The organism is Sphingomonas sp. 67-41 (genome assembly GCF_001899725.1).
Taxonomy (GTDB): Bacteria; Pseudomonadota; Alphaproteobacteria; order Sphingomonadales; family Sphingomonadaceae; genus Sphingomonas; species Sphingomonas leidyi.
In genome coordinates this window covers 302,568-316,922 of record NZ_MKWJ01000001.1, presented here as the reverse complement: position 1 = coordinate 316,922, position 14,355 = coordinate 302,568, and the positions used below count along the sequence as shown (strand labels likewise).

Here is a 14,355-nt window from a genome sequence, read left to right as displayed (position 1 = left end):
AAATTGCTCAGGCCGCCTCGGCGGTGCGATCCTGCCAGTCGATGACCGCCAGATAGTTGCGCAGCCGGTTCGCCTCGAGCGCGGCGAGCAGCTTGTTGTTGTGCCAGGGCACGATCATCTCGGCGAGGGCGGGAGCCCAGGGCGCCGAGCTGTCGAACAGCACGCCCAGGCCGAACACCGCGGGCACGTGCGCCCAGGCGAGCGGACGCGCCTCGGTCTGCGCCTCGGCCCGGAAATCCTCCACCGCGGTCAGCACGCCGTTGCGCGGGCCGCCTTCGTGCAGCGCCCAGGCGAAGTTGCCCGCGCCGCGGAAGCCGCGATCGGGCAGGCAGCCGGGCTGGCCGAGCGAGACGCCGCCTTCGAAGCTGTGCGGGTGGCGATGCTCTTCGGGAATCCGGTCGGGCGCATAATAGCAGTCGCGGCGGGCGCACGGCCACGAGACGTCGTGCAGGAGCGCCAGCAGCGGCCTGCCGTCGCGCCGCGCGATCTGGTCGGCGATGCGCAGTTCGTTGATCACCGTGTAGTAATTATGGTCGCCGTCGATCACCCAGGCGTCGATGTCCGAAAGCTTCGGCATCGCGTCATGGCTGGGCTCGGCGATGTGGCGCACCTCCGGCGTCTGGCGGGCCCAGGCCAGGAACTCGGCCTTGGGCGCCGGGTCGATGCTGGTCAGGCTGCCGCCGGCCACGCGCGCATAGGCGGCCAGCTGCTGCGACATGCCGCCGAACTCGGCGCCTACTTCGGCGATGTTGCGGGCGCCCGCGATCTGGAGCCCGTGGAGGATGATGTCCGAGAATTCGGACATGGAGTGGATCAGCAGGCTCATGCGATGGCTCCCTGGAGCATGGCGTTGGAAGGCGCGGGTGCGGCCGGCTGGCGCGCGGCGATGGGGCGGAAGGCCACGGCCAGCATCATCTGCCGGTCTCCCTGGCGCGGCGGCGGCGGGACCATCATGAAGGCGAACGCGTTCTCGCAGCGGAAGAGATGGGGCGCGACCTGCTCCATGCCTTCGAGCGAGGGCAGCGCATCCATTTCCTGACTGCCGTCCGGATGCGGCCTGTCGCTCAGGAAGCGGTCGACGGGCATGAAGCTCACGCTCTCCACCTGCACATAGTCGAAGAGCTGGCCGAACTGCACGCCCACCGAGAAGCGGCTGTCGCCGATCGGGATGGGGGCGAGATAATAGCCGTCATGCGTCGGCGTGGCGGTCACCGTGCCGGTCGAGACCTGGTTGCCGTCGGCGACGATCAGCGGCAGCGCGATCGAGGTGTCGACGAAGTCCCGGTATTTGAGGGGCATCGCGAAGCGGCGCTGCGCCAGCAGGCTGAGCTTGAGCGCCAGCCCCTCGCCGTGCAGCTCCGCCGGCAGATACATGCGCTCGGCGCCCTTCATGTAGAACAGGCCGCGCTGGCGCAGCCCGCGCCGGGCGATGGCGGGATCGAACAGCGAGACGGTGTTGTCGACGCCCAGGTTGATGTCGTGCTCGAACGCGCCGAGCACCGCGAGCTCGGCTTCGAGCGGCACGTACATCAGCCGGCCGAGCACGCTCGCCGCGCCGCGCCGCCACAGGATCGCCTCGTGCGCGGGCGGCACTGCGCGGATCGTCACGCTGCCTTCGTCGCGCACGAAGCGCAGGCAGCCCGCCTGCACCCGGTCGCGCACGTCCGACTGGCGCGACTTGATCGAGCTGCCGCGGCGGATGGCAGTGCCGTCCTTCTCATAGTCGATCACCGATCCCTGGGCGGCGGTGCAGAGCTGCTCGAGCACGGCGACGTTCGAGCACAGCGCCTCGAGCGCGGCGCAGTCATAATCGTCGTGGCCGATAAAGCCCTTCTTGTCGAAGCCGCTACGCGACTGTTCGCGCAGCAGCAGGTAGCGGCCGGCGACCTTCACGCCCAGCTCGCGGGCGAGCAGCGGCTCGACATCGTTCTGGACCGAGCCGTTATAGCCCAGGTCGACCAGCATCAGCGTGTCGCCTCTGGCCGGGTTCACGGCCTTGCGGACATGCGCGATCAGCCGGTCGGCGAAGCTGCGCGACGCCTGGGTGATGCGGCGCATGCGCTGCGGGTCCTGAATCGCCTTGAGGAAGGCGCCGGGGCGGGGATTGTCCTTGACCAGCCTGGCCGCTTCGGCGGCCGGCAGCAGCAGCTGCTTCGCCACCGCGCTCAGGTCGCCGCAGATCTCGCGCTGGAGATAGCGATCGACCGCGCCCGGCGTGGCCAGCGCGGCGGCGGTGCCGGTGAAGCGGCTGATCTCCACGGCATGGCCGGTGCCGCCGCGCGCCTCGTGGACAAGCTGCGGCAAATGGCCGTCGCGCATCAGGAACACGGCGTGCACCGTGCCGCCATGCTGCGCCCGCAGCGCCGCGGCCTCGTCGTCCAGCCAGCGGTCGAACCCGTTCAGCACGGGCCCCAGCGTGGTGAAGCCGAGCACTTCGGCGGCATCGCCCAGCTGCGGCTCGATGGCGGCGATCGTCGCGCGGTGCGGCTGGTGGGTAATCGCCACGCCGGCCTCGGTCGCGTGGAAGATGTTGCTGATCGCGCCCTCCAGGCGGATGCGCTGCTCGCTGCCGTCGGTGAACTGCTTGAGGTGCAGCGTGTTCACGCCGAACGGCGCGACGCCGTCGACGTCCGCCTTCTTGTTGTCGCCGATGTGCAGGATCTGCTCGGGCGCGGTCCCGAGCGCCTTGAGAACCGGGCCGTACAGGCCTTCGCCCTTGGCCTTGCCGTAATGCGACGAGCAGAAGATGCGGCCGATCAGCCCGGCGATTTCCGCGCCCGCGGCGGCGGCGATCAGGCTGCGCAGCTGCTTCTCGTCGAGATAGGTGTCGGAGACGATGATCGTCTCGATGCCCTTCGCCCTGGCTGCGCGCATCAGCGCCACGGTGGGCGCGAAGGCGAAGCAGTGGCGTGCTTCGGCGGCGAGCTCGTCCCGCACCGCGGCGGCGCGCTCGGCGGCGCTCGCATTGGGCATCAGCTCGGCATAGATCTCGTCGATATGGACTTCGTTGCGGCGGTGGCGGACGGCGGCGGTGCTCCGCGCGGTCTGCTCGGCCCAGCCGCGCTGGAGGAGGTTGGCTTCGCCGAGCGCGCCGAACAGGTCGCGCGGGGCGTGCACGTCGCGCCACAACAGCGTGTCGAAACAGTCGAGCGAGAGCAGGGTCACCCCCGGATAAGCGTCCAGTGCCGACGGCAGCGCGTGCGGAAGGATTGCGTTGGCCAATGATTTTCCCCGGATGCGCGCCCGCAATTCGACAGGGCGCACCAATCTTATAGGATGTTCGCACCCGGAACGGTCGCAATCGTCCTAGAATGAAGGGTCAAGCAAATGGAGCGAGCATGACCCTTAGTGCCTATCAGGCTGCCCGTACCCGGGCTGAAACGCCGCGCTCGGCAGAGCTCAGGCTGTTGGGCGAGATCACCGGCGAGATGATGGATGCGGAAGAGCGCGGGTTGAAGGGCGCGCTGCTGATGCCGCCGCTGCATCGCAACCGCCAGATGTGGGACGCCTTCTCGACCGATTGCGGCATTGCGGGCAATGGCCTGCCGCATGAGCTGCGCGCGCAGATCATTTCCCTTGCCTTGTGGGTGGACCGTTTCACCAGCGACGTGATCGCCGGCCGCGAGCGGATCCGCGAGTTGATCGAAGTGAACCGCATGATCATGGACGGGCTGCGCGGCCCGCAACGCGCGGCCGCCTGATCCTTCCCCGGCATCGACGGAAAGGGGCGCCCCGGCGAGAGCCGCGGCGCCCCTTTCCGTCGTACGCGACAGGGCCCGGCTTCCTCCGGTCCGCAAGGCTAGTCCGTCGACAGCGGCAGTTCGGAAGTCAGTTTCACCTTCTGCATCGGAATGTCGGTCTTCAGGCTTAGCACACAGGGGATGCGCGCCAGCCTTTCGGCCTGGAATCGCCGAAAGGCCGTCAGGTCCGCGGCGACCACGCGGAGCAGAAAATCGCAGTCGCCGGCCATCAGATGGCATTCGACGACTTCGCCGAGCGGCCGGATGCTGGCGATGAAGTGCTGCACGGTCTCCTCGTCCTGGCTCTTGAGCCAGACCCGGACGAACAGGGACATGCCAAAGCCGATCCGCTCCGCGTCGAGCAGCGCGACATAGCGTTCGATGACGCCGGATTCCTCCAGCAGCCGCACGCGCCGCAGACAGGGCGATGGCGACAGTCCGACTTCCTGCGCCAGCTCCACGTTCGTCAGGCGCCCGTTACGCTGCAACGCCATCAGAATGCGGCGGTCGATACGATCGAGCTTCATTGGCGGAATATTCCATATCCATGAGAATATGTAATCATAAATGCTGAGATGCCGCCGAATATCGCGAAAGTTCGCAACCTAATGCGCCTTGAAGCGGCATATACAACTGCCTGCAAATAGTTCCGCAATCCGAAGGGCAGCCATGACGGGAATGACGCAGGGCAGGTCGATGCCGGTACCAGAGCGCCGCGCCGAACTGGCGCGGGGCTTGCGGGCATCGCTGCCCGTGATGATCGGATTCATACCGTTCGCGCTCGTGCTGGGCGCGCAGGCATCGGCCAAGGGGCTCGGCGCCCTGGAAGTGCCGATCCTCACGGGGCTGAACTTCGGCGGCGGATCCGAGTTCGCCGCGATCGGGCTATGGACTTCGCCGCCGCACCTCCTCCTGATCGGGGGCGTGACGATGCTGGTCAATTGCCGTCACCTGCTGATGGGGGCGGCGTTCGCGCCCTATCTGCGCCATCTGCCCCGCCGGCAGGTGCTGCCGGCGCTGTTCTTCATGTGCGATGAAAGCTGGGCGATGGGGCTCGCGGATGCCAGGCTGGGGGCAAGGGCGGGTCGGTCGCAACCGTTCAGCCTCGCTTATTATCTCGGCGTCTCGATCGGGCTCTACGCCACCTGGGTGGTCTTTACCGCACTGGGCGCGCTCCTCGGCCCGGTGCTGGGCGACATCACGCGCTATGGCTTCGACATGGCGTTTCCGGCCGTGTTCCTCGTCCTGCTGCGGGGCATGTGGAAGAGTGTGCGCGCCGCAATGCCCTGGGCGGTGAGCCTTGCCGTCGCCATTGCCGTCTACCTGCTCGTGCCCGGTGCCTGGTATGTGCCGGCGGGTGCGGTTGCGGGCGTCCTGGCCGCTTGCGCCTGGGCGCGGCCATGATGCCCGACCCCGCCACCCTGGGGGCGATCCTGCTGATGGCGATCGTGACCTATGCTACCCGGATCGGCGGTTATCTGCTGCTCGGCGACCGCATATTGTCTCCGCGCATGACGGCGGTGATGGATGCCGCACCCGGTTGCGTCCTTGTTTCGGTGATCGCGCCGGCCTTCGCCGCCGGGCGCTCCGCGGATCTGATCGCACTCGTCGCGACGCTGTTCGCCGCCACGAGGCTGCCGCTGCTGCCTACCGTCCTGATCGGAGTTGCGAGCGCGGCGATGCTGCGGTTCATGCTGCCGGCATAGGCGGGAGAGGGGACTTGGGCGCAATGTTCGCGCAACCTCGCGGCACAAGTGCCGAACCATGCGCTTGCGCGCCGACGGGGGTCATTGCCATGATGGCGACGGGGCTGCCGGAAACAATGCGGGAGATCGCGTGCACCTGTTCCTTCGCTCGTTGGTGATGACGATCGGCCTGGCCGCTGCGCTCGCTTCGTCCGCCGGCGCGCAACAGGCTCCGCCGACCCCGGCCGTTGCCCGGTCCCCGGCCGGGCAATCGCCCGGGGATTTCATTGCCGGCTATGCCGCGGAACATGGCTTCAGCGGCACGATCCTGGTGCAGAAGGGCGGCCGGGTGGCCTTCGAACGCAGCTTCGGCCTGGCCGACCGCGAGCACAATGTGCCGAACGCGGACCACACCGTCTATTGGGTCGCCTCGATCACCAAGCTCTTCACCTCGACGCTCATTCTCCAGCTCGCGGAGCAGCGGCGGCTGGACCTCGACCGGACGGTCGGCACCTATCTTCCCGACTATCGTGGCGAAGCGGCAACGAGGGTGACGGTCCGCCAGCTTCTCAACCACACGTCCGGGCTGCGGAACATCGACGTCATTCCCAATATCGAGGACGAGCGGCAGGCCATCCGGGCCCAGATCGAGGACGCCGTCCGGCACGACCGGCTGCCGCTCTATCAGACGCCCTACAGCAGCGACGATCTGCTTCGGAAGTTCTGCAGCGATCCGCTCGTCAACGCGCCGGGCAAGGTCTTCGACTACAACAATGCCGATTACATCATCCTCGGGAAGATCATCGAACAGGCCTATGGGAAGCCGTTCGGCGTCGTGCTGGGCGAGCGCATCCTGCTTCCGCTGCAGATGCGCCACAGCGGAATGATGCGCCACCAGGACGTCGTTCCCAACCTGGCCAATGCCTATTCGCTCGGCGCCGATCGCCGAACGCTGCAGCATGACATGCCGGTCTATCCCGAGAACTGGTATGCCGCCGGCGCGCTCTATTCGAGCGTGGGCGACCTGCTGCGCTTTTCCAATGCGCTGTTCGACGGCCGGCTGATCGGCCGGCCGATGCTCGACCAGATGACCGCAGCCGGGCTCGACCGCTATGGCCTCGGCCTCTGGGTGTATGACACAAGGGCCGGCGGCACGACGCATCGCGTCGCAAAGCGTCCGGGCCATATCATGGGCACGCAGAGCCAGCTCTACCGGTTCCTGGACAGCGATCTGACGGTCATCATCCTGAGCAATGCCGGCACCACCGATCTCGATGCCTTCGTGGCGGCGATCGGGAAGCGCATGCTCGAATGAGCGGCACCGGTGCCCGCCAGGATGCGGGGGCCGCAGGGAAAGGGCGCCCCGGCCGAAGCCGGGACGCCCCGTTCGCGCAGCTGGAGCCGGGCCTCAGAACGAAGCCCAGTCCCCGCTGGTCTCGATCGCGCCGTTAGTGGCCAGGGCCTTTACCGGCGAGACATAGGCCTTTTTCGAGGCCGGTTTCGGTGCGCGGGTGGCAGGCATCGGGGCCGGGCGCATGGCCGGGCGCACGGCGGCGGCGTTGCCCACGGTGAAGCGGCCGGCCTGCTCGGAGAGCGTGCTCACCTCAGTGTTCAGGTTGCGCGCGGCGGCGGAGGTTTCCTCGACCATCGCGGCATTCTGCTGGGTCGCCTGGTCCATCGACCCGATGGCGGTGCTGATCTGGGTGATCGCCGTCGATTGCGCGGCATTGTCCGTCGCCATCTCGGCGAGCAACGTGTGCACCTCGCCGACGTCGCTCGAGATATCGGCCAGCGCGCCGTCGACCTTCTCGACCATCGCCACCGCGGCGACGATATCGGTCTGGGTGGCGGTCAGCTGGTCGCGGGCGCGACCGGCCTCTTCCTCCGCCCGCATCGCCAGCGCCGAGACCAGGTCGGCGACCACCGCGAAGCCGCGTCCCGCCTCGCCGGCGCGACCCGCTTCCACCGCGGCGTTCATCGCGAGCACCCGCGTCTGGAAGGCGATCTTGTCCAGGCCCTCGATCACGCTGTCGATGCCCTTGGCGCTGTCGCTGACGCGCGTCATCGCCTGCACCGCCTCGTCGGCGATCGCGCGGCCGCCCGATACGGTCGAGATCGCGCCGTCGGCGCGCGCTACCGTGCGGCCGGCCGAGGCCGCCATCGTCTTCAACCGCTCGTCCATCTGGGTGACGGCGGCGGAGGTCTCCTCCAGGCTGGCGGCATTGGCTTCGGTGCGGCGGGCCAAGTCTTCCGAGGCCTGGGCGATCTCGCTCGAGCCGGTATGGATCGTCGACGTCGATTCCATCACCGAGCCGATCAGCGTGCGCAGGCTGGTCAGCGCTGCGTTGAAGTTGGTCTTGAGGGTGGCATAGTCGGCCGGGAACTCCCGGGCGATCTCCGCGGTCAGGTCTCCCCTGGCGACTTCCCCGAGATTCTCGCCGAGCGTGTCGACCACCATCTTCTGCTCGGCGTCGGCAATGGCCTTGGCGGCGGCGGCGGCTTCCTGCGCCTGGGCGGTGTCGCGGAAGACCAGCACGGTCTTTGCCATCGCGCCCAGTTCGTCGCCGCGATCGGTGCCCGGCACTTCGACGCGGTTGTTGCCGCCGGCGAGCGCGAGCATCGCCTCCTGCAGGCGCGCGAGCGGCAGGGTGATGCCCGAACGCGAGACGAAATAGCTGAAGCCCATCGCGGTCAGGATCGAGACGAGGCTGACGACCAGCATCGTGTAGATGGTGGAATAGCTGTTCTCGGTAAGCTCGTTCGATCGGGCCTTGCCGTTGGCGACCACATTGTCGTTGAACTTCACCATCTGCGCGGAAAGGTCGATGATCAGCGGATCCACCTTGGCGAGCAATGCCTTGGCGCCGTCATTTTCGTTGCGCTGGCCGAGCACGACCGCCTGCGCCGCAAGCTCGTGGATCTTGGCGATCTGGCTGCGGAACCTGTCGAGCTGCGGCTTCAGCGAAGGCTGGAGCTGTTCGGCATTGTCGAGCAGCTTGTTGGCCGTCTCGAAATTGCCCTGCTCCGCCTTGCCGGCCTCCTGGGCCATCTTCGAAGCGCCGTCATAGGAAAGCGCGCGATAGCCGGCATAGGCGATGTCCGATGCGCGGCGATTGGCGCGTGCCAGCTCGGTTGCCACGGGCATCTGGTTCTCGATCATCTCCGAATAGCTCCGGTCGATGCGCAGGAGCGCGTTCGATCCGAACAGTGCGACGCCCATCCCCACGGCGGCGATTATGGCGACGAGCCCCAATATCTTGGTTGGAATCTTCAACTTTGCGAGCATCTCGTACTTCTCCTGCAAAGAGACAGGCTCTCGACGAGAGCCCGTCTCGACTAAAATTCGATGAGGAGCGGCGGCATCAGAACGACGCCCAGGCGGGGTTCCTGCCCTGCTGGCAACATAGTCGCCGACGCCCGGGCCGAGGGCCCGGGTGCCGAGAATGGCGACGCCCACCGGCATCTTCCTTGCGAAGGGCCAGCTGCTTGATCGTGCCGAACATTCTTGATCTTTCGTTGTTTTCCGGCGGTTCCATTGTAGGCGCCGCGATCGGGGAGGGTGTCCTGCCCGGCAGGAAAGTGGCACCATTATAGGACTAACTCCTCGCCCTCCCGAGGTCGCACGGGCACTGCGAGCGGACCGGAGTTTGCAAATCATCCTATAATTGACCGGGTAACCATTTCCGGAGTGTCCCGTGGCCCGTTCCGTTCGCATCCCCGTCGCCTGTGCGGCGATCCTGCCGCTCGCCGCCGCCCCGGCGTTGGCGCAGGACAGGGTGAAGCTGAGCGTGAACGGCAGCCTGCGCGCCCGCGCCGAGACGATCGGCGGGCAGTTCCGCCCGAACACGCCGGAACATGACAGCTTCCTCTCGTTCCGCTCCATGCTGGCGGCGAAGGCCGAGATCGGCGGTTTCACGCTGGGCGGCGAATTGGTCGACGCGCGTGGATATGGCGAGCGCGACCGGAGCTCGGTGCGCACCAACGAAATCAACGACCTCGAGCCGGTCCAGGCCTATCTCGCCTGGCGGCCCGCGAGGGGCATGCAACTCACCGCAGGCAAATTCGCGATGGACATCGGCGCGAGCCGCCTGGTGGGGCGCACCGATTTCCCCAATGGCGTGCCCACCTATCTCGGCGCGAAGCTCGAGATGCAGGACGAAAGGCACAACCAGCTCTTCCTGTTCTGGACGCGTCCGTTCACTGCGCTGCCCGACACGCCGGAGGACATTTACGACAACAAGGTCCAGCTCGACCGGGCGACCGAGAATATCGAGTTCTTCGGCGGCAACGCCATGCTTGCCAGGCTGTTCGGCAGGACCGGCTTCGAGACCTATGCCTTTCGCCTGATCGAGCATGATCGCGCCACGCATCCGACGCGCAACCGCCGCCTGGTGACTTTCGGCGTGCGGCTGCGCCAGGCGCCGGCACAGGATGCGCTGGACTATGAAGTGGAAACCGCGCTCCAGCGCGGCCTGGCCCGCGCTACCGCCGCGGTGACCGACGTGCGCGATCTTCGCGTCCGCGCCGGCTTCGTGCATGCCGAGATGGGCTGGACCTTCGGCGGCAGCTGGGCACCGCGCGTGGCTGCGCTCTTCGACTATGCCAGCGGCGAGACGGCCAACCCCGACACGTTCACGCGTTTCGACACGCTCTACGGCGCTCGCCGCGCCGATTTCGGCCCGCTCTCGCTCTATGGTGCGCTGGGCCGGGCGAATATCGTGTCGCCGGGCATCCGCTTCGAGGCGCGGCCCTCGAAGCGGCTCGACCTCATGGCATCGGTGCGCGGCGCCTGGCTCGCTTCTGCCATCGACAGCTTCTCCGCGACCGGCGTGACCGATCGCGCCGGCCGCGCGGGCCGCTTCGGCGGCACCCAGTTCGAGCTGCGCGGGCGCCGCTGGCTGGTGCCGCGGGAACTGCGCCTCGAACTTGGCGCAGCCTGGCTCGCCAAGGGGCGTTTCCTGCACGATGCGCCCAATGCGCCGCGCACCGGCGACACCCGGTTTGCGCATGCCGATCTCGCCTTTTCGTTCTGATCCGCCTTTGCGGTCCGACATTTAGGTAGAAGCCACGGATGGCAGGACCTGCATGGTCGCGCATACATCCGATCACCCGCGGGCGGTAAGTCCGGGTCGCAAGTTGCAGGAGGGCCAAGTGAGCCCGAGGTTCCCACTGTTGGTGCTCGTCGCGCGTGAAATGGGCCTCCGCAGCACGCTGATCGCCCGCCTGTCGATGGCCGGCGCCGATCTCGTCACCATCGACAATCTGGATGATCCGCGGGTCGCGCGCTGGCTGGCCCGGAGCCCGGTCCTGATCATCGACGAAGCTGCGCTTGCCGCACGTCCCGGCGGTGAGGCCGCGCTGCGCGCCGATCCGCGCTGGCGCGCCATTGCGGTGATCGGGGGTGCGGCCGCGGACGCGGCATATCCGCCGCGCATCCCGCGCGACGATCCCGCCAGCGTGATCGAAGCGATGTTGCCCGGCTGGGGCTATCCCGAGCGCTGACTATGCGCGCTAGCTCTTGGGGAACATCCCGGCGGCAAAGGCGATGCGCAGCGCTTCGGAAAGGCTGCGCACTTCCAGCTTCTCCATCAGGTTGGCGCGATAGATCTCCACCGTGCGCGGGCTGATGTCGAGTTCATAGGCGATGATCTTGTTCGATCGTCCCTCGATCAGCCCCTTGAGCACGTCCTTCTCGCGCGGCGAGAGCTTGCCGATCTTGGATTCCGCGGCATTTACGCGCGTCGCCGCCTCGCTACCCTCCTCGAGCCGCGAAAAGGCGAGGTCGATCGCGGTCATCAGGAACTCTGCCTCATAGGGCTTTTCGATGAAATCGAGCGCGCCGGCCTTCATTGCCTGCACCGCCAGGCCGACATTGCCCTGGCCGGTGAGGATGATCGCCACGAAGCGCGGATCGCTCGTCACCGCGTTGAGCACGTCGAGCCCGGTCGAGCCCGGCATGTGGAAATCGAGCAGCAGGACGCCCGGATCGAGATCCGGCAGCGATTCCAGGAAGATGTCACCCGACCGGAAGGCCCGGATCACCAGATCGGAGCGAAGCGAAAGGAGGCTGTGCAAAGAGGCCCGGACGGCATCGTCGTCGTCCACGATATAGACCGTTTTTGTCATCTACTCTCCACCCTGTTCCGTCGTGGGTAGCGTGAAGCGGAAAACCGCGCCCCCTTCGGGCCGATTTTCGGCACTCAGGACCCCACCATGGGCCTCAATGATACGCTTGCTGATGGAAAGTCCAATACCCATTCCTGCGCCTTCTTTCTTCGTTGTCGTGAAACGGGAAAAGAGTTGGTCGAGCATTGGTTCCGGTATGCCTGGCCCACTATCGACGATTTCTATTGCAATCATATCTTTGGTAGACTTGCGCGATCGTACGATAATCCGGCGATCGTTGCCTCCCTGTTGGCGAAGAACGTCTATGGAATTGCGCAAAAGATTAACAACAACTTGCTGCACTTGTACGCGATCCGCGAAGACACAGGGTATTTCGGGATCCAGATCGTAGGTCAGCCGGATGTTGAACTGGCTGGTGCCAATGAGGACCAGATCGGCTGCGTCACGAATTGTCGGCCCCAGCGGCATGATGCGCAGATCCACTTCGCCGCGCATGGTAAAGCTGCGCAGGCGGCGGATGATCTCTCCCGCGCGCAGCGTCTGTTCATTGGCCATGCGCAGCAATTCGCCGACCCGCTCGAATTCCTCGCCCTTGTCGAGCAGCATCCGCGCCGCAGCGAGGAAGTTGGAGGTGGCGGCGAGCGGCTGGTTGAGCTCGTGCGCCATGTCGGCGGCGAGCTCGCTCATCGCCGATTGGCGGCCGACATGGGCGAGCTCGGCATTGAGTTCGCTCAGCCGCTCCTCGGCGGCGAACTGCTCGCTCAGGTTGCGGGCGAAGAGGGTATAGAGCAGATGCCCGTCGATCTGGGCGACGCCGCCGCGGATCTCCATCGGGAAGCGATCGCCGCCGCGGGTCAGGCCGGCGGCGGCGATCGTCTGGCCCTGTTCCAGCGGCTTGCCCGCCTTGAGAAAGGCGCCCAGCCGCGTCTCCGATTCCGGCTCCTCGTCGCGGGGATAGGGCGTGAGCATCGCGAAATTATGGCCCAGCACCTCATGGGCGCGATAGTCCCACAGGGCTTCCGCGGCAGTGCTGAACACGCGGATCGTGCCTTCCTCGTCCACCGCCAGCATCGCCTCGGGCACGGTCTCGATGATCGAGCGCAACTGTGCCTCGCGGCGGCGCAGCGCCGCCTCGCGCTCCTCGCGTTCGGTGATGTCGAGCATGGCGCCGATGGTGCGGACCAGGTTGCCCTCGGCATCGTAGAAGGCGCGCGACGACCCTTCCACCGCGCGCACCGATCCGTTGCGCTTCTTGAAGCGATAGCGGAAGCTGAAGCGGGGCGCGCGATCGGCGACGGCGCCCTCGATCGTCTCCATCACGCGTTCGGCATCCTCGGGCTCGATCTGGTCGCGCCAGCTGTCGAAGCTGGTGACGGTGCCGGGAACCAGCCCCAGCCGCTCTTCCGCGCCCGGTGCCCAGGCGAGCCGACCCGTGGCGACTTCCCATTCGAACACGCCCACTTCGTGCGTCGCGGTGGCGATCGCCAGCCGCTCCTCGCTCTCGCGCAGCTCGGCCACGGCGCGGGCGCGGTCGGAGATGTCGGTCATCTTGTGGATGATCACCGGATCGCGACCGGCGATCTCGACACGGTGGACCCGCTCGAGAATGGCGATCTCGCGCCCGTCGCGCGTCGTCTCCACCAGTTCCTGGGTTTCGTCCTGCGGGCGGCGGGGCAGGGTGGTCTCGGCGCTCTCGCAGCGCGAGCGGAGCAGGAGATATTTGTTCTGCCCGCGGGCTTCCTCCTCGCTCCATCCGAACAACCGGGCCGCGCCTTCGGACCAGTGGACGATCCGCCCGTCGGGCGAAGTGAGCGCCATGGTAGTGACGTCGATGGCCTCGCTCAGCTCCACCTGTACCGATTGCTCGCGTGCGACGCGCGTGACGGCCCAATAGGCGATCGTGCCGACGATCAGCACGTTGCCGAGCATCGCGAGGAGCTGGCCGGGGGCGGCGGTGAACACCATCCGCCGCGCGAGCACCAGTTCCAGCATGGCGGGCAGCACGGGCAGGATCAGCGCGGCGGGCAGCAGGATCTGCAGCATGCGGCGATTGTCGGGATCGCGCGCCAGGTCGCGCATCCAGCCGAAGCCGCTGTTCCAGGTGATCGCGGCCAGCGCCAGCGAGATCGAGACGATCGCCGCGGGCAGCGAGGTCGTGAGCAGCGGCAGGGCCGGGCCCGCGCCGGCGCGCGAGAACAGGATGATGATCGCCGCCGCCGCGGCGAGCCCCAGCGCGATCATCGCGACCAGGCTGCGCATCTCCTTCGCCACCAGGTCGTGCACGCATTGTCCCAGCCCGGCGAGGCCGAGCACGAGGAACACCGCGGCCGGATTGATGCCCACCCGCCCCGGGAAGCTGAAGCTGAATTCGTCGAGCTGGGCCGGGAAGAGCAGCCGGTCGACGCCGAGGTCGATCTCGGTCCAGCGCTCGAACAGCGCGACGAGAGCGATGGTGAGCGGGACCGCCAGGAAGTTGATTGCCAGCCGCCGCCGGCCCAGAAAGGAAGCCAGGAAGCCGAGCGACAGGCCGATATATCCGATCGCGGTCCAGGGCCAGATCGGGAAATCGTTCAGGCCGAACCCGCGCAGGGCCGGAAAGTGGAGGAGCCAGCCCGCGAAAGCCGCCAGGCTGCAGGCCAGCCCGAAAAAGGCGAGCGCAAGCGCGACTCGTCGATTCACGGGTGCTGCCACCCATGATGGCTCGGTGGGGTCAATTGCGGAGCGCAACGATGCACCTTCCCCTTCCGGGAACTGTCAATAACACCAATCAAGCCCAAGAGAAAATGGGGATAGTCCAGAGTGGT

12 protein-coding genes are annotated in these 14,355 nt (G+C 66.9%); 6 read left to right on the top strand and 6 right to left on the bottom strand.

The genetic code is table 11. The annotated features are described in order from the left end of the window. Positions 1-7 precede the first annotated feature (7 nt). A complete protein-coding gene (locus tag BGP17_RS01450; protein WP_286710780.1) occupies positions 8-826 on the bottom strand; it encodes a class I SAM-dependent methyltransferase in 819 nt (272 codons plus the stop codon). Continuing rightward, positions 823-3,222, bottom strand: a complete 2,400-nt coding sequence (locus tag BGP17_RS01445; protein WP_286710779.1) for an HAD family hydrolase — start codon at positions 3,220-3,222, stop codon at positions 823-825. Before BGP17_RS01445 ends, BGP17_RS01450 begins: the two co-directional genes overlap by 4 nt. A 116-nt stretch (positions 3,223-3,338) precedes the next feature. On the opposite strand from BGP17_RS01445, the gene flaF reads away from it, so the two are divergent. Further along, on the top strand, positions 3,339-3,701 hold the full coding sequence (flaF, locus tag BGP17_RS01440) for a flagellar biosynthesis regulator FlaF (RefSeq protein WP_167300849.1): 363 nt from the start codon (positions 3,339-3,341) through the stop codon (positions 3,699-3,701). 98 nt (positions 3,702-3,799) lie between these two features. Here the strand turns inward: flaF and BGP17_RS01435 are convergent, their stop codons facing one another. Then, on the bottom strand, positions 3,800-4,267 hold the full coding sequence (locus BGP17_RS01435; RefSeq protein WP_286710778.1) for an Lrp/AsnC family transcriptional regulator: 468 nt from the start codon (positions 4,265-4,267) through the stop codon (positions 3,800-3,802). A 142-nt stretch (positions 4,268-4,409) separates the two neighbouring features. Between BGP17_RS01435 and BGP17_RS01430 the strand changes: the two genes are divergently transcribed. From BGP17_RS01430 to BGP17_RS01420, 3 genes are all read left to right on the top strand, one after another. Continuing rightward, positions 4,410-5,144: an AzlC family ABC transporter permease gene (locus BGP17_RS01430; RefSeq protein ID WP_286710777.1), complete on the top strand. Its 735-nt coding sequence runs from the start codon at positions 4,410-4,412 to the stop codon at positions 5,142-5,144. Continuing rightward, positions 5,144-5,446: an AzlD family protein gene (locus BGP17_RS01425; RefSeq protein WP_167300847.1), complete on the top strand. Its 303-nt coding sequence runs from the start codon at positions 5,144-5,146 to the stop codon at positions 5,444-5,446. Before BGP17_RS01430 ends, BGP17_RS01425 begins: the two co-directional genes overlap by 1 nt. A 130-nt stretch (positions 5,447-5,576) precedes the next feature. Continuing rightward, entirely contained in the window at positions 5,577-6,740 is a 1,164-nt protein-coding gene (locus BGP17_RS01420; RefSeq protein WP_286710776.1) for a serine hydrolase domain-containing protein, read from the top strand. Between the two features lie 93 nt (positions 6,741-6,833). Here BGP17_RS01420 and BGP17_RS01415 read toward each other — a convergent pair whose 3' ends face one another. Further along, complete coding sequence (locus BGP17_RS01415) at positions 6,834-8,699, bottom strand: HAMP domain-containing methyl-accepting chemotaxis protein (RefSeq protein WP_286710775.1); 1,866 nt, start codon at positions 8,697-8,699, stop codon at positions 6,834-6,836. Between the two features lie 421 nt (positions 8,700-9,120). Between BGP17_RS01415 and BGP17_RS01410 the strand changes: the two genes are divergently transcribed. Further along, complete coding sequence (locus tag BGP17_RS01410; RefSeq protein ID WP_286710774.1) at positions 9,121-10,458, top strand: alginate export family protein; 1,338 nt, start codon at positions 9,121-9,123, stop codon at positions 10,456-10,458. A 118-nt stretch (positions 10,459-10,576) separates the two neighbouring features. After that, positions 10,577-10,927, top strand: a complete 351-nt coding sequence (locus BGP17_RS01405; protein ID WP_286710773.1) for a hypothetical protein — start codon at positions 10,577-10,579, stop codon at positions 10,925-10,927. 9 nt (positions 10,928-10,936) lie between these two features. Here the strand turns inward: BGP17_RS01405 and BGP17_RS01400 are convergent, their stop codons facing one another. Together BGP17_RS01400 and BGP17_RS01395 are read right to left on the bottom strand one after the other, a co-directional pair. Beyond that, positions 10,937-11,551 (bottom strand): response regulator transcription factor, encoded by a 615-nt coding sequence (locus BGP17_RS01400; protein WP_167300842.1) that lies wholly within the window; start codon positions 11,549-11,551, stop codon positions 10,937-10,939. Further along, a complete protein-coding gene (locus BGP17_RS01395) occupies positions 11,552-14,242 on the bottom strand; it encodes a PAS domain-containing sensor histidine kinase (protein WP_286710772.1) in 2,691 nt (896 codons plus the stop codon). Positions 14,243-14,355 lie beyond the last annotated feature (113 nt).